Here is a 22,117-nt window from a genome sequence, read left to right as displayed (position 1 = left end):
ACATGGTCCCGAGGATGAAAGAAGAATACGCGCAGGATGTGGTGCCCGCGCTCATGAAGAAGTTCTCTTACGGGAACATCATGATGGTGCCGCGTCTTGAGAAGATCACCGTCAACATGGGGGTTGGCGAGGCTTTCCAGAACCCGAAGGCTCTGGAGGAGGCTTCCGCGACCCTCCGCACGATCACGGGACAGCAGCCCACGATTCGCAAGGCGAGGGTGTCGATCGCCAACTTCAAGCTGCGCGAAGGCATGAAGGTGGGGACCATGGTCACGCTGCGCCGCGACATGATGTGGGAGTTTTACGATCGTCTTGTGAGCATGGCTATTCCCCGAATCCGGGATTTCCGGGGATTGCCGACCACCTGCTTTGACGGCAGGGGAAACTACACGCTGGGCCTCCGGGAGCAGATTGCCTTCCCGGAGGTAAACATGGACCGCCTGTCCGTGATTCGGGGGATGAACATCACCCTTGTGACCACGGCGGGGACGGACGAGGAAGGGCTGGAGTTTCTCCGGCTGCTCAAGTTCCCGTTCCGCAGGAACTAGCGGGGAACTGTTCCCCCGAGAGGAAGGATTCGTGGCGAAGAAAGCCCTGATTGAGAAGGCGAAGCGAAGCCCCAAGTTCCGGGTGCGGGCGTACAACCGCTGCCGGCGTTGCGGAAGGCCTCGTGCCTTCATGCGGGACTTTGGAATCTGCCGGATCTGCTTCAGGGAGCTGGCGCACCTGGGCCAGATTCCTGGAATCGTGAAGTCGAGCTGGTAGCCAGCAGGCTGCCTTACAGATTACGAGTCGGCGAGTCGCCTCTGGCGAGACCACCGGCCGGAAGGAGTCGTTCAAGATGGCGATGTCAGATCCCGTCGCGGACATGCTGACCCGGATTCGCAATGCGGGCCAGGTTGGGCAAAAGCGGACGGATATTCCGGCTTCCAAGTTGAAGCTGGAGATCGCCCGGGTTCTCCAGAAGGAGCGTTTCATCTCGAACTACAAGTTCGTGGCTGGAGACGGCCCGCAGGGGATCATCCGCGTCTATCTGAAGTACACCCCTGGCGAGGAGTTCGTGATCAACGGGCTTCAGCGGGTCTCCCGGCCCGGGCTTCGCAGGTACTGCCCGGCATCGGATGTCCCGCGCGTGTTCGGGGGCATGGGAATCACCATTCTCTCCACTTCCCGCGGCATTATGACCGGGCGGGAAGCCCAGCGTGTCGGGGTTGGTGGCGAGATTCTCTGTAGCGTCTGGTAGGCGGGGGGAGACCATGTCAAGAGTCGGCAGAATGCCTGTTCCCGTCCCGGATGGGGTCAAGGTGTCGGTGGACGCCGGGGTTTTCACCGCGAAGGGGAAGCTCGGCGAAATGAAAGTGAAGATCGTGCGGGACATGACGGTCGCCATCGAGGGCGCGGAAGTTCTGGTCACGCGGCCTTCTGACAGCAAGACCCACCGCTCGCTCCACGGACTGACGCGGAGCCTGGTGAACTCGGCGGTCGTCGGAGTGTCACAGGGTTTCTCGAAGACGCTGGAGATTGTGGGCGTGGGTTACCGCGCGGAACTGAAGGGGAAGGATTTGCTCCTGAACCTCGGCTTCTCGCACCCCGTTCTCGTCAAGCCGCCGGAGGGAGTCCAGTTCTCCACTCCGAAGCAGACCGAGATCATCATTCAGGGAATCGACAAGCAGGCCGTGGGGCAGGTGGCGGCAGAGATCCGCAAGCTGCGCCCGCCCGAGCCGTACAAGGGCAAGGGCGTCAAGTATCAGGGCGAGATCATCCGGCGGAAGGCCGGCAAGTCCGCCGCAGCAGCCTAAGGACGGGGAATGAGATGAAGGACAAGAGACGGGTACTTGGAGAACAGCGGAAACGGCGTCATCGCAGGATCCGGCGCAAGGTTCGGGGCACGGCGGAGCGTCCCCGGCTGGTCGTTACGCGGAGCCTGAAGCATATCGCCGCGCAGCTGGTGGACGATGACAGCCAAAAGACGCTGGCCCATGTGAGCAGCACGGCCCGGTCTCTCGCTGTGGATGGCGAAGGAGATTCGGTCAAGATGAACCGCGCCGTGGCGGTAGGAACGGAGATCGCGCGGAAGGCACAGGATGTTGGCGCAACCCGGGTCGTGTTCGATCGAGCCGGACGCCTTTTCCATGGCCGCGTGAAAGCGGTCGCGGAAGCCGCCCGGAAAGGAGGCCTGGAGTTTTGAGTGGTCAAGTAGATCGGCCCGCAGGGGTGCCGGAACCGCAGACGGCCTCGTTCGGAGGCGACGCAGACCCAAAACGGGGAGCCCGCCGTGGACGCGGAAAGCCCGGAGATCGTCGTCGTGGACGCGGTCGTGACCGGGGTCGCGACGAGCAGAAGGAGTTCACCGAGAAGGTGATCAACATCAATCGTGTCGCGAAGGTCGTGAAGGGTGGACGAAGGTTCAGCTTCAACGCGCTCGTTGCGGTCGGAGATGAAAAGGGACGCGTCGGCGTGGGGCTCGGAAAGGCGAACGAAGTGGCGGAGTCCATTCGGAAAGCCACCGAGAACGCGAAGAAGTCCATGTTCCAGGTCGCCATGGTCAAGGGCACCATCCCGCACAAGGTGATCGGGAAATACGGTGCGGGCCATGTGCTTCTGAAGCCGGCCAGTCCCGGTACGGGCGTGATCGCCGGAGGCGCGGTTCGGCCCATTCTGGAGGCGGCCGGGTACAAGAACATTCTCACGAAGTGTCAGAGATCGAACAATCCGCACAATGTGGTCAAGGCCACCATCCGGGGTCTGAAGAGTCTGGAGATGGCACGGGATGTCGCAGCCCGAAGGGGCGTGAGCATCTCCCACCTGTTCGGTCGAGAGGAAGAGTAACGGTTATGGACAGGGTGCGTGTAACACAGGTTCGGAGTGCCATCGGGCGCCCGCAGAACCAGAAGGACACAATCCGGTCGCTGGGGCTGAAGCGCCTCCATCAGACCGTCGAGCACGACGACAGCCCGGCCATTCGCGGGATGATCGTCAAGGTGGGCCATCTCCTTCGTGTCGAGGAGATCAAGGGCTGACTTATTCGGCCCCGGATTCCGGGGCGGGGGACTTTGATGTTCCAGTTGAACAATCTCAAGCCAGCGCGCGGGGCGCGGAAGAAGCGTAAGCGCATCGGGAGAGGCCCGGGTTCCGGACACGGGACCACGGCGGGTCGGGGCAGCAACGGGCTTCGTTCGCGGTCCGGCGGGAAGCCGCACCCGTGGTTCGAAGGCGGGCAGATGCCTCTCTACAGGAGAGTCCCGAAGCGGGGCTTCTTCAATCGCAATCGCGTGGAGAACCAGATCCTGAATCTGGTGGACCTGGAACGGCTGGATCCCTCCCGCGACATCACCGTGGAATACCTCCGCGAGTTGAAGATTGTCAGCGGCCCCGCGCCGCGGGTGAAGATTCTCGGCAACGGAGATCCGGGTGGTGCCTATCACATCAAGGTCCATGCAGTGAGCGAGTCCGCGCGAAAGAAGATTGAAGAGAAGGGCGGCAGTGTGGAACTTGTGCCCTACGGCAACACGAAGTCCGGGGACAAAGACTCATGATCCTCGACAAGGTTGCGGCGATCTTCCGGATTCCGGAACTCAAGAGGCGTGTTCTGTTTACACTGGCGATGCTCTGCATCTACCGGCTGGGCGGGCATGTTCCGACTCCGGGAGTGGATGGCGCGGCCCTCGGCGAGTTCTTCGCGGGCCAGAAGGACTCTCTGTTCGGGCTGTACGACATGTTTGTCGGAGGGAACCTCTCCCAGGCGACCATCTTCGCGCTGGGCATCATGCCGTACATCAGCGCGTCCATCATCTTCCAGCTCCTGACGGCAGTGGTGCCGTTCTTCGAGCGCCTCCAGAAGGAGGGGGAGTCCGGTCGCAAGAAGATTACCCAGTACACGAGGTACGGCACGGTTCTTCTGTCTTTCGTGCAGGGATTCGGTGTCGCGAAGTTCCTGGAGGGTCTCGCTTCGCCGGGTGGAGCCCCGGTGATTCCGAATCCGGGGCTTCTGTTTGAGTTCACCACGGTCGTCACGCTGATTGGCGGGACGGTCTTCGTGATGTGGCTGGGCGAACAGATCTCGGAGCGCGGGATCGGGAACGGGATCTCGCTCATTATCTTCATAGGGATTGTGGCCAGCTATCCGCAGGACACCGTCAATACCGTCCGCTCCGTCATGAGCGGTGCGCTGAATCCGGTCATGATGATCTTCGTTCTCGGGCTGATGGTGGCCATTACCGCATCGGTCATCCTGATCACTCAAGGGCAGCGGCGGATCCCGGTTCAGTACGCGCGTCGCGTGGTGGGCCGCAAGGTCTATGGCGGGCAGAATACGCACATTCCGCTGCGGGTGAACACTGCGGGCGTGATCCCCATTATCTTTGCGCAGTCGATCATCATGTTCCCGAGCACGCTGGCCATGTACTGGCAGGGGAACGAGATCGTGCAGTCGATCGCCGCGAACCTCCGGTTCGGGAGTCCTGTTCACTCGGTTCTCTACGCCACGATCATCATCTTCTTCACCTATTTCTATACGGCCATCATCTTCAATCCGGCGGATCTCGCGGACAACATGAAGAAGCAGGGTGGCTTCATTCCCGGGATTCGTCCCGGCAAGAGGACGGCGGAGTACATCGACAGGATCCTGACCCGAGTCACGCTCCCCGGGGCGTGCTTTCTGGCCGCGATCGCGATCATCCCGTTCCTCATGATCAACTGGTTTGACATTCCGTTCTTCTTCGGAGGCACGGGGCTTCTCATCGTGGTCGGTGTGGGTCTGGACACGCTCCAGCAGATCGAGTCCCACCTGCTCATGCGCCATTATGACGGCTTCCTGAAGAAGGGTCGTCTGCGCGGGCGACGATAGAGCGCGGAGGGCGCTGGCGGTGAATATCTGGGTGTTTCTGGGGCCCCCGGGAGCGGGCAAGGGAACGCAGGCGGTCACGATGGCCGGAGACCTGGGGATGCCCCATGTCTCCACGGGGGATCTCCTCCGAAGAGCGTTGCGGGAAGGAACGGAAGTGGGTATTCGGGCGAAGTCATTCATGGACGCGGGGGATCTGGTTCCCGACGAGGTGCTTCTGGATCTCGTTCGGGGGCGGCTCACCTCGGACGACGCCGCCGGGGGATGCGTGCTGGACGGCTACCCCAGGAATCTCGCCCAGGCGGAGAGTCTCGATGAGATGTTGCGGGAACTGGGGGCGGGAATCGTGGGGGTTCTGAACCTGTCCGTGTCCGAAGAGACGCTGGTGGGTCGGATCGCCGGTCGGCGTTCGGACGAAAGCCGCGTGGATGACGCAGCAGAAACCGTGAGGAACCGAATGCGAGTCTACGAGGAGCAGACGGCGCCCCTGGTGGTCCACTACCGGTCGCGCGGGTTGCTCCTGGATGTGGATGGCGAGCCGGGCGTGGAAGAGGTTCGCGCCGCGGTTCGGAGTGCTGTGGCGGCGGCGTCGTGATTCTCCTGAAGTCCCGTGCGGAAGTGGAGGCCATGAAGGCCCCCGGGAGAATCGTCGCGGAAGCCCACGAGAAGGTGCGAGAGCTGGTCCGCCCGGGGGTGACCACCCGGGAGATTGATCGAGTCGTGGAGGAGCACATTGTGAAGTCCGACGGAACGCCGGCATTCAAGGGTTATCGGGGTTTTCCGGCTTCGATCTGCGCCTCCGTGAACGACGAGGTCGTCCACGGAATCCCCGGATCCAGGGTTCTGGAAGAAGGGGACATCATCGGGGTGGACATCGGGGTGCAATTCGGGGGATTCTACGGGGATGCGGCCCAGACGATCGGCGTCGGGAGCATCTCGCCGGAGGCGGAGCAGCTCCTCCGTGTCACGCGGGATGCGCTCTATGCCGGGATCAAACGGGCTCAGGCAGGGAATTGCGTGGGGGACATCTCCCACGCGGTTCAGGAGCTTGTGGAGGCTGCGGGGTGCTCTGTCGTGCGCACGATGGTCGGCCACGGGATCGGCCGCTCGATGCACGAAGATCCGCAGGTTCCGAACTTCGGGAATCCGGGCTCCGGGCCGAAGATTCGCTCCGGCATGGTAGTGGCCATCGAGCCGATGGTGAACGCAGGCGGACACGAGGTCAGAATGCTCGATGACCAGTGGACTGTCGTGACCGGAGATGGCGGGCTGTCTGCCCACTTCGAGCATAGTGTGGCGATCACAGATGAGGGTCCTGAGATCCTCACCCGTGGCGCCGTCGCAGAGTAAGGGGGCCGGGAATGGCCAAGGAACAGGGGATCCAGGTGGAGGGCACGGTGGTAGAGCCGTTGCCGAACGCCAGCTTCCGCGTGGAGCTGGAGAATGGCCACAAGGTCCTCGCACACATTTCGGGGAAGATGAGGATGCACTTCATCAAGATTCTCCCCGGAGACAAAGTGACTGTAGAGCTTTCGCCCTATGATCTGACCCGGGGACGCATCGTCTACCGGTACAAATGACCCGGGAAAGGCCTGGGAGGAACCCATGAAGTCTCGTACATCGGTAAAGAAAATCTGCAATCAGTGCTATGTCGTGAAGCGTCACGGGGTCGTTCGTGTGATTTGCAAGGCGAATCCCCGGCACAAGCAGCGACAGCTGGTACGCAAGTAGTTCTGGAGGACTAAGGAATGCCGCGCATTGCCGGAGTAGATCTTCCGCCCGAGAAGCGCATGGAGATTGCGCTGACATATATCTATGGGATCGGGCTTTCCACCGCGAAGCAGATCCTCTCGGAGACCAAAGTGGACCCTTCCCAGAAGGCGAAGGATCTGCGCGAAGAGGATACAGCCAAGATCCGGGCCGCGATCGAGAACAACCACAATGTGGAGGGTACGCTCCGGAGTGAGGTCACGATGAACATCAAGCGATTGATGGACATCGGGTGCTATCGGGGGCTGCGGCATCGTCGCTCGCTTCCGGTTCACGGGCAGCGGACCTCCACGAACGCCAGGACTCGCAAGGGTCCGAAGAAGGGCAGCGGAGTGTCCCGCCCGAAGAAGACGTAGTCGGAGGAGGAACAGTTGGCAGACAAGGGCAAAGCGAAGAAAGCCAGACGGCGCAAGGACCGCAAGGTCGAGGCCGTGGGTGTCGCTCACATTCAGAGCACTTTCAACAACACCATCGTGACCATTACGGACACGAAGGGGAATGTCGTTTCATGGTCTTCCTGCGGGAAGGTGGGCTTCAAGGGGTCGCGGAAGAGCACTCCGTTTGCAGCCCAGCTCGCCGGCGAGAACTCGGCGAAGGAGGCTCTGGAACTGGGAATGAAGAGGGTCGAGGTCCGCGTGCGGGGACCCGGCTCCGGCAGAGAGGCGGCCATTCGGTCGCTGCAGGCCGCGGGGTTGGATGTCTCCTCGATTCGTGACGTCACCCCGATCCCGCACAACGGCTGTCGCCCTCCGAAGCGACGGAGAATCTGACGGAAGCGTCCGTTCGCCTTCCGGCGTGCGGACCGGGAACGGGAGACGCGGAGTCACCGCGCTCCACCGGCGGGGCCTGGAGAGGGATGTCCGGCCCAGAGGATGGAACATGGCAAGGAACTTGGACCCGAAGTGCAGGCAGTGCCGTCGGGAAGGCGTGAAGCTCTTTCTGAAGGGCGACCGTTGCCTGACGCTCAAGTGCGCGATCGAGCGGCGCAACTACGCCCCGGGCGATCACGGACGGGACCAGAGAAGGAAGGTCACCGAGTACGGTCTCCAGCTCCGCGAGAAGCAGAAGACCCGCCGGATGTACGGCGTCCTGGAGCGGCAGTTCCGCAACTACTACAAGAAGGCGGCACAGCTCAAGGGAGTCACCGGCGAGAACCTTCTCCGGCTCCTGGAACTCCGGCTGGACAACCTGGTCTACCGGATGGGAATGGCCGCGTCGCGCTGTCAGGCGCGGCAGCTGATTCGGCATCGTCACATGGCCGTCAACGGTCGGACCGTGACGATTCCATCGTATCAGTGCAAGGCCGGAGATCGGATCACGGTGCGCGAGGGCAGCCGCAAGGTGGATGTCATTGTCGGCGCGCTGGAGGCCAAGGACCTGGCGTCCATGGTGTCGTGGCTGAATCTCGAAAAGGACAGCATGACGGGTACCGTGGTTTCGGTGCCGGGCCGGGAAGAGATCCCGGCGCCTGTCAACGAGCAGTTGATCATCGAGCTTTACTCGAAGTAGAGCAGTTCACGCGGCCGCATCAGAGGCGCTTCGGGGGCGGAGCGCCGTGGTTCGGGAAGAAGGTCCCGTCGAGGACCGGGGAACCCGTGCTCAGAGCGGCCCAACGAAAGGAGATCCACCATGAAGTGGAGACCTCTGACAATGCCCAGGAAAGTGGACTTCGACGAGTCTACCCTGACCGAGACCTATGGGAAGATGACCATCCAGCCCCTGGAAAAGGGGTTTGGAACGACAGTCGGGAACGCGCTGCGGCGTGTGCTGCTGTCGAGCCTGCAGGGTGCGTCCGTTGTGTTCACCCGAATCGACGGGGTGGAGCACGAGTTCTCCACGGTGGAAGGCGTCCGTGAGGATGTGACGGAGATCGTGCTCAACCTGAAGAGCCTCCGCTTCCGCTTCGGACAGGACGAGATCCGCAAGGGACGCATTGAGGTAACGGGCGAACAGCGCGTAACCGGCGCCGACCTGGTTCTCCAGCCGGATGTGGAGCTGCTGAATCCGGAGCAGTACATCGCGACCGTGAACAAGGGCGCGAAGCTCTGCCTGGAGATTGGTGTGGGGTGCGGGCGCGGCTACGAACAGGCCGAGAGCCACGACCTCGGGGAGCAGCCTCTGGGGACCATCCTGGTGGATGCGCTCTATACGCCGGTCGTCAAGGTTCGGTACGAAGTGGAGAATACGCGCGTCGGCCAGCGAACGGACTACGACAGCCTCAACATGGAGGTCTGGACGGACGGCTCCATCAATCCCGTGGATGCCGTGGCCCACGCCGCGAAGATCATGAAGGATCACCTCATGATCTTCATCAACTTCGACGAAGAGCCGCAACTCGTGCAGGAAGAGGAAGTCGACGAGGAGTTCGAGCGGATGAAGGAACTCCTGCGGCGGTCCGTCGATGAGCTGGAGTTGAGCGTGCGCTCCAGCAACTGTTTGACCTCGGCGAGCATTCGCACGATTGGCGAACTCGTCCAGAAGACGGAAGGCGAAATGCTGAAGCAGAGGAACTTCGGACGGAAGTCCCTCAAGGAAATCCAGGAGATCCTGGGCGGCATGAACCTTGGATTCGGAATGGATGTTTCGACATGGGTCGAGGCGGGCGCCGGAATCGAGGCGGTGGAAGAAACTCAGGAGACGGGAACCGGGGCTTCCGTATAGTCGGAGCGCGGCGATCCAAGTGGAGAGTGTAAGATGAGACATCGTCGCACGACGGCCAAGCTGGGACGCACGGCGGCCCACCGCAAGGCCATGCTGCGAAACATGGTGACCTCCCTTCTGGAAGAGGGGCGGATCAAGACAACCATCCCGAAGGCGAAGGAAGCGCGTCGTGTCGCCGAACGGATGATCACCTTTGCCAAGCGCGGAGATCTTCACGCGCGTCGGCAGGTGCTCCGGGTCGTTCGAGATCCGAAAGTGGTTGCCAAGCTGTTTGACGAAATCGGGCCCCGTTTTGCGAACCGGCAGGGCGGGTACACCCGCGTCCTGAAGACGGGGTTTCGAAACGGGGACAATGCCCCCATGTCGATTCTGGAGATCCTCACCGAAGATACGGTGAAGGCACCGGCGCGCCCGAAGCGGAAACCCGCTGAGAAGGCGGCGGTTGCGCCTCCTCCTGCGGTAGAAACCGCTCCAGAGGCCCAGGAAGAGGCTTCTGAGGCGACTCAGGCGGAAGAGGAGGACTCCGGAGAGGAGGCTTCCCCGGACGAAGAACCGGAGGCTCCGAAGGACGAGTAAACCCCCGGCCCCGGCGCAGGTGTGGGTTGACTGCCACGGGACGAGGGGCTAATGTATCGGCCTCGGGCTGACGAATCGGGGGAATCGAGCGGGAATCTCGATTCACAAAGGGTGTTTCGATCCTCGGTAGCTCAATGGTAGAGCAACCGGCTGTTAACCGGTTTGTTGCAGGTTCAAGTCCTGCCCGAGGAGCCAGTTTGGCGGACCCACGATGGGCCGCCTCCCTTGCGGGAGGGTTTCCCGCGAAGACGAGTGATCGGGATGGAACGGATGATGCAGTACAATCGCAGCGCCGCAGTCCGAAAGCTCGAGAACAAGTAGGAGTACGGCAATGCGTACGACCGGAACCGTGAAGTGGTTCAGCGATGAGAAGGGCTTTGGCTTCCTGTCCCGTGGCGACGGGGAGAAGGATGTCTTCTGTCACCACAGCGCCATCCAGGGCGAGGGCTTCAAGACTCTCCAGGAAGGCCAGCAGGTTGAGTTCGATGTGGTCGAAGGGCAGAAGGGCCCGGCGGCTGAGAATGTGGTGAGGCTCTAACCTCGGTTGGTGTTCATCGCGCGAAGGAGGGCCCCGCTGGCGAGAGCCGGCGGGGCTCACTGCGTTTGAGGAGGAACCGGTGGCACAGTCGGACTTGGGGGCGGACTGGTACCCTTCCGTAGAGTCGGGCCCGGAGATGGAACTGCGCGAGAAGGCATCGCGCTTTCTGGGGCAGGTCTTTCGTGTCGGAGACGAGTGCGCCGCCGCTGACGCGCTGGCCGCCGTCCGGCGCACTCACCATGCGGCCACACACCACTGCTGGGCTCGCCGACTGGGGGTGCCGGAGGCGGTGCAGGAGAGATTTGATGACGACGGGGAGCCATCCGGGACGGCGGGGGCGCCGCTCCTGACGGTTCTCGCGGGGGCGAACATCTACGGCGTTCTGTTGGTCGTGACGCGCTACTACGGGGGCACGAAACTGGGTCGAGGGGGATTGGCCCGCGCTTATGCGGAGGCGGCCCGGCAGGCGGTCGCGGCCGCACCCCGGCGAGAGGTCTTCCGGGAGACCCGCCTTGCCATCGAGTGTCCCTTCGGAGATGTTGGGGCGGTGGAGGCGGTCCTTGCCCGGGAGGCTGCGCGGGTTCGCGGGACGGAGCGGGAGTTCGCGGAGGATGGCGCGCGCTTTTGCGTGACGGTGCTTCGTGGCGACGCGTCCCCTCTGGAGAGTGCGCTGACGCAGGCCACGGCGGGTCGCGCCCGGGTGGTCCGTCCGGAATGCGCTGATTGAGGGAACGGAAAAGGGAGAAACCATGCGGTCTTTCGGCCCCGGAAGAGCAGGGCTGGCCTTGCTGCTTGTGCTGGCCGCCTGTGGCAAGGAAACCGGCACCGGGCCGGGAGGCTCCGCCCACCCCGCCCCCGACTTTGCCCTGGCGGATCAGAACCCCACTTCATCCACCGCCGGAGAGGCTGTATCCCCCCGGGACCACCTGGACCGCGTCTCCGGTTGGTATTTCGGCTCGGCCACCTGAGGCTACTGTCGCGCCCAGTTTGGGCACCTGGACAGAATGCAGCGGGAACTGGACGGAGAAGGAACGCCCTTGGAGATTGCCCTCGTCGGCGTGAACCGGATGGACAGCGCGGGCGGCAATGAAGAGATCTGCAACGGAAGGGATCTTCCCTGGCTTCAGGATGTAGCAGACCAGAATGTCTGGGGCGTCTGGAGCGTGACCTACCGGGATGTGGTCGTCCTTGACGAGGAGAATGTCCCGGTGGCCGTCTTCAATCTGACGACGGGGGATCTGGGGAATCCGGCCCACTACGACTCTCTGAAGGCCCTCCTGTGGGCAGTAGCGGGCCGCTAGCACTCCTGCCGCAGTGCGGCTTGCTCCACTTCCGTTCCGAGGCGGGAAGCGGACTCAAGAGTCCACAGCACCCCCGTGATTCCCCCCCCCGGGGCGGAATATCGCTTGACCCGAAAGTATAGCGCACGGTAGAATATCCCATCTGCGCGGTGAGTCTCTAGCTCGTGGCGTGCGGTGCTCTATCGACCAGCCATATCCTTCAACGAAGAGGTGCACCGTGTTTCGACTCTCTCCCCCCACTCGATCGCGCCTTTTGCGGCTTGCGGTCGTCTCACTCTCCACGCTGGCCCTGCTCTCGGGATGTGCCCGGGATGCGCGGCAGTCCGATGAAACGCCCACGGGCATTCCTGTCCTTCAGGAGGACGGTCCCGCGACCGCGGCCAGCGGTTCCATGGACTGGGACTCCGGCGTGGACGCAAGCGGCTCGTTCGTGGAAGTCACCAGTGGAGAGTACTCCGTGGTGCTTCGCCCCGGCGATCTGGTTGCGCGTGATGAGTTCGGGAGTGTGGTGTGGAGCATCTCTCCGGCAACGGTCTCTCCCGAGGCGACCGGTCGGGCTACGGTCTTCCCCGGGATGTACGGTTCCGGAGTGGATCTGAAGATTCCCATGGTGCATCGGGATCTTTCGCCTTCCGTGAGTTTCTCCTCTGACCCGGGACTCCCGGCTTCGGCCGTGACGCTGGAGGTGGAGACCGTCGTGGAGCACGACCCGGCATGGACCGCGTTCGCGGACGAGAATGCCGTGTCCCCGGCTCGGACGGCGGCAGTGAACTTCATCTCGTTCCGGAGCGCCGGCGAGACGGTGTTCCACATGGGTCTTCCGTCCGCTGCCGACGCATCCCGAGCGGAGGCTTCCTGGGGGATGCTGAGCGCATCGTCCACGGGCTCGGGGGTGACACGGGTGTCGTCAGGTGTCCTGGCGTCCTGGGCGGCTGCCGCGGACTATCCCGCCACGCTTTCGCCGCGTCTTCGGACCGGGGAGTACACGCCGCTGATCGGGACGTTCCATCTGGCTCCGGCTGTTCCGGGCGGAGACACCGCGAACCTTGCGGTGACCTACACGGATCAGGTCCACAACATGCTCGATATCCACATCAACTGGGGAGATGGTGTGGTCGAGGATTTCCAGGACAACATGCCGGTGCACAAGCTTCACCAGTACGAGGACACGGGTACTTACCATGTGCTGTTCCGGATCACGAATGCGGCCGGGACTGCCCAGGCTGACGGATATGTCGATGTCGTATCACGGAGTTCCCAAGTGGGTCCGGGGTATGAATTCAGCACCATTCAGGCCGCCATTGACGCGGCTCCCGCCACCAACTGGAAGATCTCGGTCCACCCGGGCACTTACTACGAGAGTCTGGATCTTCTGGGCAAGTCGATCCAAATCGTCGGCGTCGGCCCCCGCGACAGCGTGATCGTGGACGGCGGCGACGCGGAACGCGTCGTGAACGCAAACAGTGGTGAGACGCTCGATACCATTCTGGAGGGAATGAGCTTCACCAACGGCCGTGAGGGCAACGGGGGCGCACTCCTGGTGGAGGACAGCTCCGCGCTCACGGTGACGAACTGCGAGTTCCGAGACAACTACGCCGACAGTAACGGCGGCGCGGTGTTTGTCAACAACAGCTCCAACCTCGTCATGTCGGACTCGTATCTTGGTGGCAACTACTCCGACTATGACGGCGGCGCCGTGGTCGTGGAAGGTGGTTCCCAGTCGACCTTCCAGAATTGCGTGTTTGACGACAACTACGCCGACGACGACGCAGGCGCCCTGGATGTAGACAACGACGGCGGCTCCTCTTCCGCAGTACTCATCGGGTGCACCTTCTCGGATAACGAGTCCGACGATGAGGGCGGGGCGCTGCGCTTTTACGCCAGCAGTGGCACGGTGACCAACTGCGCCTTCACGGGGAGCTTCGGCTACGACGACGGTGGAGCGGTGATCGTCGACGATCTGGATGACCCCGCTCAGGTCGTTCATTTCACGGACTGCCTGTTCGAGAACAACGAGTCCGACGATGCGGGCGGCGCCGTCCACTTCGAGGGCGGCGGTAGTGATTCCCCCCCCATCACCTTCACGAACTGCGTCTTCCGGGGCAACTACGCTCCCGATGACGACGGCGGCGCAGTCTGCATCTGGAGCAACTCGGTGTCGTTCTTCTCCTGCGAGTTCGATTCCAACACAACAGACGATGACGGAGGCGCCATCAATTCGGAAGGTGACCATCTGATTGTGCAGGACTGCGTCTTCACCCGGAACACGGGAGACGATGGCGGCGCGATTAAGCACAGCCAGGGAACCCTCTCCGTGAGCGGTTCCACCTTCGGTGGCAACCACGCGAGGTATGAAGGCGGCGGGATGGATATCTGGAATGGCACCTCCTCGGTGACGCTCACCGCCTCCTTCTTCTGCGGGAATGTGGCGGACGCTGACTCGTTGACGAACCACATCGGTCCGGCCGGTTTTGTCGGAGACAGCACGAGCACTTTCTTCGACTCCTGTCCGTAGAGGGTGCCCTCTCCGGGGTTCTCCCCGGCGCAGTTTGAGCCCCGGCGGGGAGACCCGCCGGGGCTTTCTGTATCCGACCCCCTCCGCGATTCCTTCCGCATCCGGGTGCGCTCGGGTACGCTCCCGGTGGCGGGGTCTCGCGCCCCCTGGCGGAGGAAGACATGCGGGTTCGGCACGCGTCCGGAGTGCTCTACGGTTTGCTCGCCGCGTTCATGATCGCGCAGGGAAGCTGGTGGGCGCTCTTCCTGCACCGGCAGGCCGCCGTCGAGGAGGAGCGCCGCCTTGCCGCGCTTGCACGGGAAGCGGATCGCGCGGAGGCCGTGCTGGACTCGCTGGCCGTGTCCGGCTCGGACCCGGTGGCGGCCGATCTTCGTGAGCGCTTTCCGGGCGTCGGCTTCGAAATCTCCGGTGAGTTCCCCCGTGCGTTTGTCTCCGAGACGGCCCGGGCCGCGGCACGCCACGAGGCCTACCGCGAGCGCCGGATGTTCCTTTACGAGGGGGCGTTCTTCCTTCTCGTGCTGGTGGGGGGGAGCGCGGTTCTGGTGCGCGCCCGGCTCCGGGAGAACGACTACCGCCGCGCGCGGGAGCTCTTCCTCGCGGGTGTCACGCACGAGTTCAAGACACCGCTGGCGAGCCTTCGCCTCTACACCGAGACGCTGGATCGCCCGGACCTCGGCGATGAGGAGCGCGGCCGAATCCGCGGGCTTCTCGTAAGAGATGTGCAGCGTATGGAGCGTCTGGTGGGGCAGGTTCTGACGGCCGCGCGCGACCGGCCGTCCCGGGCGCACTTGCGGGAACCCTTTGACCTTTCCGAGGAAGCGGAGGCCGTGCTGCGCGGGATGGAGGGGTTCCTGACGCGGGAGAGTGCGCGCCTTGTCACGGAGTTGCCGCGAGGCCGCTCGGTCAAGGGTGAACGGGCCGCTTTTTCGATCGCGCTTCGGAATCTCGTGGAAAACGCGGTGCTGCATTCCCCGCAACCCGCTGAGGTTCGCGTGACGCTGTCATCGGAGAGCGCGTGGCACCGGGTTTCCGTTCGGGACCGCGGACCCGGGATTCCGCGTCGCCACCGTCGAAGCATCTTTCGCGGGTTCTTTCGAATCGAAGCAGAGGACGCATCCTCTTCACGAGGCGCCCGCGGCACCGGGCTCGGACTTTATCTCGTGAAGCGAAACGCGGAGGCGCTCGGGGGTCGCGTGGAGGTTCGCAGCGGGTCGGACGGCGGGTCCGTCTTCACGCTGGTGCTCCCGGCGTACTTCGGAGGAGAGGCGTTGTGAAGAAGCGCATCCTTCTCGTGGAAGACGACGACCGCCTGGCCGACGGGCTGCGCCTCAATCTGGAACTGGACGGTTACGAGCCGATCGTGGCGCAGTCCGCGGAAGAAGGGCTTCGCTACTGGGAGCGCGGGGGCGTGGATCTCATTCTGCTCGATGTGATGCTGCCCGGCGCGGACGGGTTCGACCTGTGCCGCCGCATCCGTGCCAAAGGCGGGCGTGTCCCGATTCTCTTCCTGACCGCACGCGGCCACAAGGACGACCGCATTCGTGGTCTGGAGAGCGGCGGGGACGATTACATCGCCAAGCCGTTCGAGCTGCGCGAGCTTCGCGCCCGCATCAAGAGCGCACTCCGCCGATCCGACTGGACGCAGGCCGCGGTTTCGCCCCGGTTGCTGGATCTCGGCGACCGCCGGGCGGATCTCCGCTCCGGCGAGGTCACCTCCCCCCGGGGGACGGAGCGGCTGGGAGAGAAGGAACTCGGGATTCTGCGCGTACTGGCGGAAACCCGGGGCGAGGCGGTCCTGCGTCACGACCTGATCGACCGCGTCTGGGGCTTTGACGCGTCCCCGTCCACGCGCACCGTCGACAACTTCGTCGTGCGCCTGCGGAAGGTGCTGGAGCCGGATCCCGCGAACCCCGTGCATATCCTCACGGTGCGCGGCGTGGGGTACCGGCTGCAGGGGTGACGCCCCCGCCGAGCGCGGGACCGCTCCCGGAAGAGTGTCGGCGTGCACTCAGCGCCTTTTTCACTCCCGTGACACTTCCATGACGATGGACTCTTCCGGCCGGGTATCTTGATCCAGTTCAATCGGAGGGAGGTCTGCCATGGTGCCGGAGGCTTCGAAGAAGGTGCTGCGGGTGGGGACCCGGGGAAGCGACCTCGCGCTCTGGCAGGCGCGCCACATTGAGGGATTGCTCGCGGCATCGGGGCATGCCTCGGAGCGGGTTGTCCTCACGACTCGGGGCGACCGGATCGACGACCTCCCCTTCGCCAGGATGGAAGGGAAGGGGTTCTTCACGCGCGAACTGGAAGACGCGCTTCTGGAAGATCGCGTGGATCTTGTGGTGCATTCGCTGAAGGATCTTCCCACCGAGATGCCAGACGGGCTGGTGACCGGTGCGCTCGTGGGGCGTGCCAACCGCCGGGATCTTCTCCTCGCAACGCCGGGTGCGGTGGATCCGGAGAGGGTCGCAGCCGGGGAGCTTCTGCCGCTCACCGCGGGGGCTGTCGTCGGAACGAGTGCCGTTCGGCGGAAAGCGCAGATCCGTGCGCACCGGGCGGATCTGCCGGTCGCCGAACTGCGCGGGAATGTGCCGACGCGGGTTCGAAAGCTGCGGGAGGGCGGCTACGACGCCATCCTCATTGCGAGTGCCGGAGTGGACCGGCTGGATCTGGACCTTGCCGGGCTCAGCCCGTTTGTTCTGGACGATGCGGCCTTCGTCCCCGCGCCGGGGCAGGGGATGCTGGCCGTGCAATGCCGGGAAGAGGGGGCGGTTCGGGAGATCCTCTCCAGGCTGCACTGCGCGGAAGAGGCACGCTTCGTTGAGGCGGAGCGGAGCCTTCTGGGGCTTCTGGGCGGCGGTTGCCAGCTTCCGCTGGGAGCGTCTGCCGGTCCGGGGCCAAAGGGCGCGCTCCTCACCGTCTTCTGGGGGACGCCCGATGGCGAAGCCCTTCGGTTCACGCTGGACGGAGCCGACCCCGCGCAACTGGCGACGGAAGCGCGGGACCGCATTCAGGCGGCTGCCCGGGAGGCGGGCGCATGAAGCCGCGCGTCGTTCTCACACGAAGCCGGGAAGCTTCGGAGGAGTGGAGGCGGCGGCTCGAAGGCGCGGGCGTGGGGGTTCTCGTGCTCCCCCTGATCGCGCACGAGCCGCTCTCCATTCCGCAGCCACTCCCCGGTCGCCCGTTCGACTGGATTCTCTTTGCGTCTCCTGAATCGGTCCGTGCGTTCTTCCGCGCAGGACTGGATGCCGTCGTGAGTGAAGACGGCACGCGCATGGGCGTTCTCGGCCCCGGCACCGGCGCCGAACTCGCCCGCCACGGCGGCGTGGACGATCTCCGGGTTCGGACACGCGACGGAGCCGAGTTTGCGCAAGCCTTCACGGACACCGTCCCCGCGCCGACCGCCGTCCTGGTGCCCGGCCCGAAGGATCCCCTACCGGAGCTTGCCTCCGGACTTCGAGCTGCCGGGCATCAGGTCGTCGAGTTGGCGCTGTATCGAACCGTCGCATGCCGTCCGCCCGACACCCCGGAAGATCCCTTTCGCGAAGGAGACCGGGTCTTCTTCGCAAGCCCGTCCGCGGTTCGTGCGTTTTGTGCCGCGTATGGACCGCACGCTGTCCCGTGTGTCGCCATCGGAGCGACGACCGCCGCCGCCGCGAAGGAGGCCGGGTTGGACCCGGCCGTTGCGGAGCGGCCTGATCTGGAGTCACTCATGGCGGCCGCCGGGCTTCCATTCGGAAGTCCGCGACCCGAGCCGGAGGCCACACGATGAATCTCACGCACCGTCCCCGGAGACTTCGCCGAACGCCGCTTCTTCGAGAAATGATGGCGGAAACGGAAACCCACCCGCGCCGTCTCGTGACGCCGCACTTTGTCGTCCCCGGCGAAGGCGTGGACGAGGAGATCGCGTCGATGCCGGGCGTGCGTCATGTGTCGGTCGATCGGCTGGTGGAAGAAGTGCGAAGCGATGTGTCGCTGGGGCTGAAGTCGCACCTTCTCTTCGGCGTGCCGGAGTCCAGGGACGAAGCGGCCAGCGCCGCCGTGGACCCGGATGACCTCGTGCCGCGGGCCGTCCGCGCGTTGAAGGACGCATTCGCGGAGGAGACCGTGGTGATCACCGATGTGTGCCTGTGTGCGTACACCACTCACGGGCACTGCGGGCTCCTTGCGGAGGACGGCACGGTCGACAACGACTCCAGCGTGGAGCGACTGGCCGGGATGGCGCGGGTTCATGCCGACGCGGGAGCGGACCTGGTGAGTCCCAGCGACATGATGGACGGACGAGTCGGGCGGATTCGCGAAGTGCTGGACCATGCCGGGCACACGGACACGGGCATCCTCGCGTACTCCGCCAAGTTCGCGAGCGCGTACTACGGGCCGTTCCGGGACGCTTGCGACAGCGCGCCTGCCGGCGACCGGAAGACCTACCAGATGGACTGCCGCAATGCGCGGGAGGCGCTTACCGAGACGATGCTGGATATCGAGGAGGGTGCGGACATCGTCATGGTGAAGCCGGCGCTGGCCTATCTGGATGTCGTGGCGGCCGTCCGGGCCGAGAGCCTGAAACCGGTGGCTGTGTACAATGTCAGCGGCGAGTACTCCATGGTGAAGGCGGCCGCCGCGGCCGGGCTGGTGGAGGAAGCCGCGCTGGTTCGAGAGAACCTGCTGGCCATGCGTCGTGCGGGTGCGGACCTGATCGTCACTTATCACGGGCGGGAAGCGATTCGGGAGGGCTGGCTGTGAACGACGCGATGAACAACGCCACCTGGTGGGAGCGAGCCCGGCGTGTCATTCCCGGCGGCGTGAGCAGTCCCGTGCGCTCGTTCGGGTCTGTCCACGGCGACCCGATCTTCTTCGCGAGCGCCAAGGGGAGCCGCTTCACCTCCGAAGACGGGAGCGAATACCTGGACTGGTGCCAGAGCTGGGGGCCGCTCATTCTGGGGCACGCCCACCCGGATGTTCTGGAGGCTGTCGCGGAGGCTGCCGCGGAAGGCATGAGCTTCGGAGCGCCGGGGCGCCGGGAAGTGGAACTGGCGGAGGCGGTGCTTCAGAAGCTGCCGTTCTTTGACCGCGTGCGTTTCACGAGTTCCGGGACGGAAGCGGTCATGAGCGCCATTCGCGTGGCGCGCGGGTTCACCGGGCGGGATCGGATCGTCAAGTTCGAGGGATGCTATCACGGGCACTCCGACGCGCTCCTCGTGGAAGCGGGAAGCGGGCTGGCGACTTTCGGAACGCCATCCAGCGCGGGGGTTCCCGAGGACTTCACGCGACACACCACGGTGCTTCCGCTGGACCATCCCGAGCGCCTCGCGGAGTTCTTTTGCGAGCACGGGGATGAAGTGGCCGCGCTCGTCATCGAACCGATCCCGGCGAACGCCGGCCTTCTCCCGCAGCGGCCGGAGTTCCTGCGTCTCTGCCGGGAGTTGACGGAGCGGCACGGCACGCTTCTCCTCTTCGACGAAGTGATCACCGGCTTCCGTGTCGCGCCCGGGGGGGCGGCGGAACTCTTGGGGATCACCCCGGACCTTTGCACTTACGGGAAGGTGATCGGGGGCGGAATGCCGGTTGGCGCCTTCGCGGGGAAGGCGGAGATCATGGCGCAACTGGCGCCGGAAGGGCCGGTCTATCAGGCCGGAACGCTGAGTGGAAACCCCGTGGCGATGGCGGCGGGCCTTGCCACGCTCCGCCGCATGGAATCCGACGGGTTCCACGCGGAACTGGAGCGGAAAGGCGCGCTTCTGGAAGCAGGGCTTGCGGAGGCAATCCGGGATACCGGGACGGCAGCCAGCGTGGTGCGCGTGGGGTCACTCTTCTGGATCGCGTTTCAGGAGCACCCGCCGCGCGCGTTCGCCCAGATCGGGAAAGACGGGATTCGCGCGTACGCGGACTTCCACCGGGAGATGCTGGGCGAAGGCGTGTATCTCGCGCCGTCCGGTTATGAGGTGGGCTTCCTCTCCGCCGCGCATTCGGAAGAGGACATTGCGCGCACCGCCCGGGCCGCGCGTCGCTCGCTGGAGGCCGTCTCGGCCGGAGCGGAACGATGAAGGCCGCCACGGGGACCGCCCCGTTTCTGGCGGCGCTGCGCGGTGAGCGGCCGTCGCGCCGGCCTGTCTGGATCATGCGGCAGGCGGGCCGGTATCTTCCCGAGTATCAGGAACTCCGCCGCTCGGCCACCTTTGAGGAACTCTGCACGACACCGGAGCTTGCGTGTGAAGCCACGCTTCAGCCGCTTCGCCGGTTCGATCTGGACGCGGCCATTCTCTTCAGCGACATCCTGGTTCCGCTGGCGCCGATGGGCGCGCCGTTCGTCATCGAGGAGGGCGGGCCGAAGACGCCGCACCCGATTCGCACCGACGCGGATGTGCAGAACCTTCGCGTGGTGGACCCGCGCGAGGAGATTCCGTTCGTTGCCGATGCCGTTCGCCTCCTCAAGCGGGAACTGGGCGATACGCCGCTGATCGGGTTTGCGGGAGCACCGTTCACGCTGGCGGCCTACCTCGTGGAGGGCGGCGGCAGCCGGGACTTCCTGCACTTGAAGCGGATGCTCTTCCGGCGGCCGGATCTTCTGGAGCGGCTGCTGGATCTTCTTGCGGATCAAGTGGCCGACCACCTGAAGATGCAGGTGGAGGCCGGGGCGGACGCGGTACAGCTGTTCGACACCTGGGGGGGCATTCTCTCTCCGGCCGATCACGAGCGCTTCATTCTGCCGCGTCACCGGCGCATCTTCGACGCGCTGGCCGGACTCGGCGTGCCGAAGATTCTCTTCACGAAGGGGGGCGGTCCCTTCCTTCCAGCCCTGGCGACGGCCGGAGCCGACGCGCTGGGTCTCGACTGGCTGACGCCCATTCCGGATGCGCTGAAACGCACGGGAGCCCTTCCCGTGCAGGGGAATCTGGATCCGCACGCGCTCTTTGCTCCGAAGAAGGAACTGGCGCGTCGCGTGGCGGAGATCTGCCGGGAGGGCGATGCGGCCCCCGGGCATGTGTTCAACCTGGGGCACGGCATCTTCCCGACGGCGCCGATCGAAGCGGTGGAGACGGTGGTGGAGACGGTCCACGCGCATGTTCCCGGAGGCGTATCGTGATCGGCGACATCCCCGCCGCGCTGCTTCGAAAGTACGACCGCCCCGGCCCACGCTACACGAGTTATCCCACCGCACCCGTGTGGACGGATCGCTTCGGCGAGGAGGAGTACCGGGACGCGCTGGCGGAGGTGGCGGACCGCCCGGCGGACGACCTGTCGATCTATTTTCATGTGCCGTTCTGCGCGAGCCACTGCGACTACTGCGGATGCAATGCGCTGGTCTCGCGGGAGGACGGAGCTCGGGACGCGTATCTGGACCGGGTGGAGCGGGAGGTGGAGCGAGTCACGGCCGTTCTGGGCCGCGGGCGGCGCGTGACCCAGCTTCACTGGGGCGGAGGGACACCGAACTTCCTCCGCGACGGACAGATTCGCCGCGCGATGTCCATCTTTCGGCGTGCGTTCGAGGTGGCTCCGCGTGCGGAAGTTTCGATCGAGATTGATCCCAGAATCGGAACGGCGCACCAGATGGAGCACCTCCGCAGTGCCGGATTCAATCGCGTGAGTCTGGGCGTTCAGGACTTCAATCGGGATGTGCAGCAAGCCATCGGGCGCCTCCAGCGGGAGTCCAGGACGCGGGCACTCTACGCCTCATGCCGGGGGGTGGGGTTTGACAGCGTGAATCTGGATCTCGTGTATGGGCTCCCGAATCAGACGCTCGACTCCTTTGGCGCCACGCTGGACGGCATTCTGGACCTCGCGCCCGACCGCGTGGCCTGTTACGGCTACGCCCATGTTCCCTGGGTGCGCCCCATGCAGGCGAAGCTGGAAGAAGCGCGAATGCCGACGCCCGACGAAAGGGTCGCCCTTTTCCGGCTGGCGGTGGAACGGTTCAC

31 protein-coding genes and 1 tRNA gene are annotated in these 22,117 nt (G+C 64.5%); all 32 read left to right on the top strand.

Annotation, left to right across the window (positions count from 1 at the left end):
- The first annotated feature begins 2 nt into the window (after positions 1-2).
- A complete protein-coding gene (gene rplE / locus QF819_09610) occupies positions 3-548 on the top strand; it encodes a 50S ribosomal protein L5 (GenBank protein ID MDP6803407.1) in 546 nt (181 codons plus the stop codon).
- Positions 549-579: 31 nt separating this feature from the next.
- On the top strand, positions 580-765 hold the full coding sequence (locus QF819_09605; protein ID MDP6803406.1) for a type Z 30S ribosomal protein S14: 186 nt from the start codon (positions 580-582) through the stop codon (positions 763-765).
- Between the two features lie 76 nt (positions 766-841).
- The gene (rpsH, locus tag QF819_09600; GenBank protein MDP6803405.1) at positions 842-1,243 is read left to right on the top strand and encodes a 30S ribosomal protein S8; all 402 of its coding nucleotides are present in this window, start codon (positions 842-844) and stop codon (positions 1,241-1,243) included.
- A 13-nt stretch (positions 1,244-1,256) separates the two neighbouring features.
- Complete coding sequence (gene rplF, locus QF819_09595; protein ID MDP6803404.1) at positions 1,257-1,799, top strand: 50S ribosomal protein L6; 543 nt, start codon at positions 1,257-1,259, stop codon at positions 1,797-1,799.
- 14 nt (positions 1,800-1,813) lie between these two features.
- Complete coding sequence (rplR, locus tag QF819_09590) at positions 1,814-2,188, top strand: 50S ribosomal protein L18 (protein ID MDP6803403.1); 375 nt, start codon at positions 1,814-1,816, stop codon at positions 2,186-2,188.
- A gap of 26 nt (positions 2,189-2,214) precedes the next feature.
- On the top strand, positions 2,215-2,829 hold the full coding sequence (gene rpsE, locus QF819_09585) for a 30S ribosomal protein S5 (protein MDP6803402.1): 615 nt from the start codon (positions 2,215-2,217) through the stop codon (positions 2,827-2,829).
- A gap of 5 nt (positions 2,830-2,834) precedes the next feature.
- Positions 2,835-3,020, top strand: a complete 186-nt coding sequence (gene rpmD, locus QF819_09580) for a 50S ribosomal protein L30 (protein ID MDP6803401.1) — start codon at positions 2,835-2,837, stop codon at positions 3,018-3,020.
- Positions 3,021-3,056: 36 nt separating this feature from the next.
- Positions 3,057-3,536: a 50S ribosomal protein L15 gene (gene rplO / locus QF819_09575; GenBank protein ID MDP6803400.1), complete on the top strand. Its 480-nt coding sequence runs from the start codon at positions 3,057-3,059 to the stop codon at positions 3,534-3,536.
- On the top strand, positions 3,533-4,846 hold the full coding sequence (gene secY, locus QF819_09570; protein ID MDP6803399.1) for a preprotein translocase subunit SecY: 1,314 nt from the start codon (positions 3,533-3,535) through the stop codon (positions 4,844-4,846). The genes rplO and secY overlap by 4 nt, the downstream gene beginning before the upstream one ends.
- Positions 4,847-4,865: 19 nt before the next feature.
- A complete protein-coding gene (locus QF819_09565; GenBank protein MDP6803398.1) occupies positions 4,866-5,438 on the top strand; it encodes an adenylate kinase in 573 nt (190 codons plus the stop codon).
- A complete protein-coding gene (map, locus tag QF819_09560) occupies positions 5,435-6,193 on the top strand; it encodes a type I methionyl aminopeptidase (GenBank protein ID MDP6803397.1) in 759 nt (252 codons plus the stop codon). The genes QF819_09565 and map overlap by 4 nt, the downstream gene beginning before the upstream one ends.
- Positions 6,194-6,204: 11 nt before the next feature.
- The gene (gene infA, locus QF819_09555; protein MDP6803396.1) at positions 6,205-6,423 is read left to right on the top strand and encodes a translation initiation factor IF-1; all 219 of its coding nucleotides are present in this window, start codon (positions 6,205-6,207) and stop codon (positions 6,421-6,423) included.
- 25 nt (positions 6,424-6,448) lie between these two features.
- The gene (rpmJ, locus tag QF819_09550) at positions 6,449-6,574 is read left to right on the top strand and encodes a 50S ribosomal protein L36 (protein MDP6803395.1); all 126 of its coding nucleotides are present in this window, start codon (positions 6,449-6,451) and stop codon (positions 6,572-6,574) included.
- Positions 6,575-6,591: 17 nt separating this feature from the next.
- Complete coding sequence (gene rpsM / locus QF819_09545; protein ID MDP6803394.1) at positions 6,592-6,969, top strand: 30S ribosomal protein S13; 378 nt, start codon at positions 6,592-6,594, stop codon at positions 6,967-6,969.
- Between the two features lie 15 nt (positions 6,970-6,984).
- On the top strand, positions 6,985-7,383 hold the full coding sequence (gene rpsK / locus QF819_09540; protein MDP6803393.1) for a 30S ribosomal protein S11: 399 nt from the start codon (positions 6,985-6,987) through the stop codon (positions 7,381-7,383).
- 109 nt (positions 7,384-7,492) lie between these two features.
- The gene (gene rpsD / locus QF819_09535) at positions 7,493-8,122 is read left to right on the top strand and encodes a 30S ribosomal protein S4 (protein ID MDP6803392.1); all 630 of its coding nucleotides are present in this window, start codon (positions 7,493-7,495) and stop codon (positions 8,120-8,122) included.
- A 120-nt stretch (positions 8,123-8,242) separates the two neighbouring features.
- A complete protein-coding gene (locus QF819_09530) occupies positions 8,243-9,274 on the top strand; it encodes a DNA-directed RNA polymerase subunit alpha (GenBank protein ID MDP6803391.1) in 1,032 nt (343 codons plus the stop codon).
- Positions 9,275-9,307: 33 nt separating this feature from the next.
- Complete coding sequence (gene rplQ, locus QF819_09525; GenBank protein ID MDP6803390.1) at positions 9,308-9,850, top strand: 50S ribosomal protein L17; 543 nt, start codon at positions 9,308-9,310, stop codon at positions 9,848-9,850.
- A gap of 120 nt (positions 9,851-9,970) precedes the next feature.
- A tRNA-Asn gene (locus QF819_09520) sits at positions 9,971-10,045 on the top strand.
- Between the two features lie 136 nt (positions 10,046-10,181).
- Positions 10,182-10,388: a cold shock domain-containing protein gene (locus QF819_09515; protein ID MDP6803389.1), complete on the top strand. Its 207-nt coding sequence runs from the start codon at positions 10,182-10,184 to the stop codon at positions 10,386-10,388.
- 79 nt (positions 10,389-10,467) lie between these two features.
- A complete protein-coding gene (locus tag QF819_09510; protein MDP6803388.1) occupies positions 10,468-11,115 on the top strand; it encodes a YigZ family protein in 648 nt (215 codons plus the stop codon).
- A gap of 22 nt (positions 11,116-11,137) precedes the next feature.
- Entirely contained in the window at positions 11,138-11,356 is a 219-nt protein-coding gene (locus tag QF819_09505; GenBank protein ID MDP6803387.1) for a hypothetical protein, read from the top strand.
- 69 nt (positions 11,357-11,425) lie between these two features.
- A complete protein-coding gene (locus QF819_09500; protein ID MDP6803386.1) occupies positions 11,426-11,689 on the top strand; it encodes a hypothetical protein in 264 nt (87 codons plus the stop codon).
- A gap of 217 nt (positions 11,690-11,906) precedes the next feature.
- Positions 11,907-14,204 carry a hypothetical protein gene (locus tag QF819_09495; protein MDP6803385.1) on the top strand — a complete coding sequence of 766 codons (2,298 nt, stop codon included), beginning with the start codon at positions 11,907-11,909 and terminating at the stop codon, positions 14,202-14,204.
- A gap of 161 nt (positions 14,205-14,365) precedes the next feature.
- Complete coding sequence (locus tag QF819_09490; GenBank protein MDP6803384.1) at positions 14,366-15,478, top strand: HAMP domain-containing sensor histidine kinase; 1,113 nt, start codon at positions 14,366-14,368, stop codon at positions 15,476-15,478.
- Positions 15,475-16,164, top strand: coding sequence for a response regulator transcription factor (locus QF819_09485; GenBank protein MDP6803383.1), 690 nt, complete (start codon positions 15,475-15,477; stop codon positions 16,162-16,164). The genes QF819_09490 and QF819_09485 overlap by 4 nt, the downstream gene beginning before the upstream one ends.
- Positions 16,165-16,303: 139 nt before the next feature.
- The gene (gene hemC / locus QF819_09480; protein MDP6803382.1) at positions 16,304-17,242 is read left to right on the top strand and encodes a hydroxymethylbilane synthase; all 939 of its coding nucleotides are present in this window, start codon (positions 16,304-16,306) and stop codon (positions 17,240-17,242) included.
- A complete protein-coding gene (locus QF819_09475) occupies positions 17,239-17,973 on the top strand; it encodes a uroporphyrinogen-III synthase (protein MDP6803381.1) in 735 nt (244 codons plus the stop codon). Before hemC ends, QF819_09475 begins: the two co-directional genes overlap by 4 nt.
- Positions 17,970-18,944, top strand: a complete 975-nt coding sequence (gene hemB / locus QF819_09470; protein ID MDP6803380.1) for a porphobilinogen synthase — start codon at positions 17,970-17,972, stop codon at positions 18,942-18,944. Before QF819_09475 ends, hemB begins: the two co-directional genes overlap by 4 nt.
- Positions 18,941-20,245, top strand: a complete 1,305-nt coding sequence (gene hemL, locus QF819_09465; protein ID MDP6803379.1) for a glutamate-1-semialdehyde 2,1-aminomutase — start codon at positions 18,941-18,943, stop codon at positions 20,243-20,245. Before hemB ends, hemL begins: the two co-directional genes overlap by 4 nt.
- Positions 20,242-21,285 carry a uroporphyrinogen decarboxylase gene (hemE, locus tag QF819_09460; GenBank protein ID MDP6803378.1) on the top strand — a complete coding sequence of 348 codons (1,044 nt, stop codon included), beginning with the start codon at positions 20,242-20,244 and terminating at the stop codon, positions 21,283-21,285. Before hemL ends, hemE begins: the two co-directional genes overlap by 4 nt.
- Positions 21,282-22,117, top strand: an 836-nt coding sequence (gene hemN, locus QF819_09455) for an oxygen-independent coproporphyrinogen III oxidase (protein ID MDP6803377.1), incomplete at its 3' end; no start/stop codon positions are given. The genes hemE and hemN, both read left to right, overlap by 4 nt.

Source organism: Gemmatimonadota bacterium (assembly GCA_030747075.1).
Lineage (GTDB): Bacteria > ARS69 > ARS69 > ARS69 > ARS69 > ARS69.
This window is presented reverse-complemented; position numbering and strand designations above follow the sequence as displayed.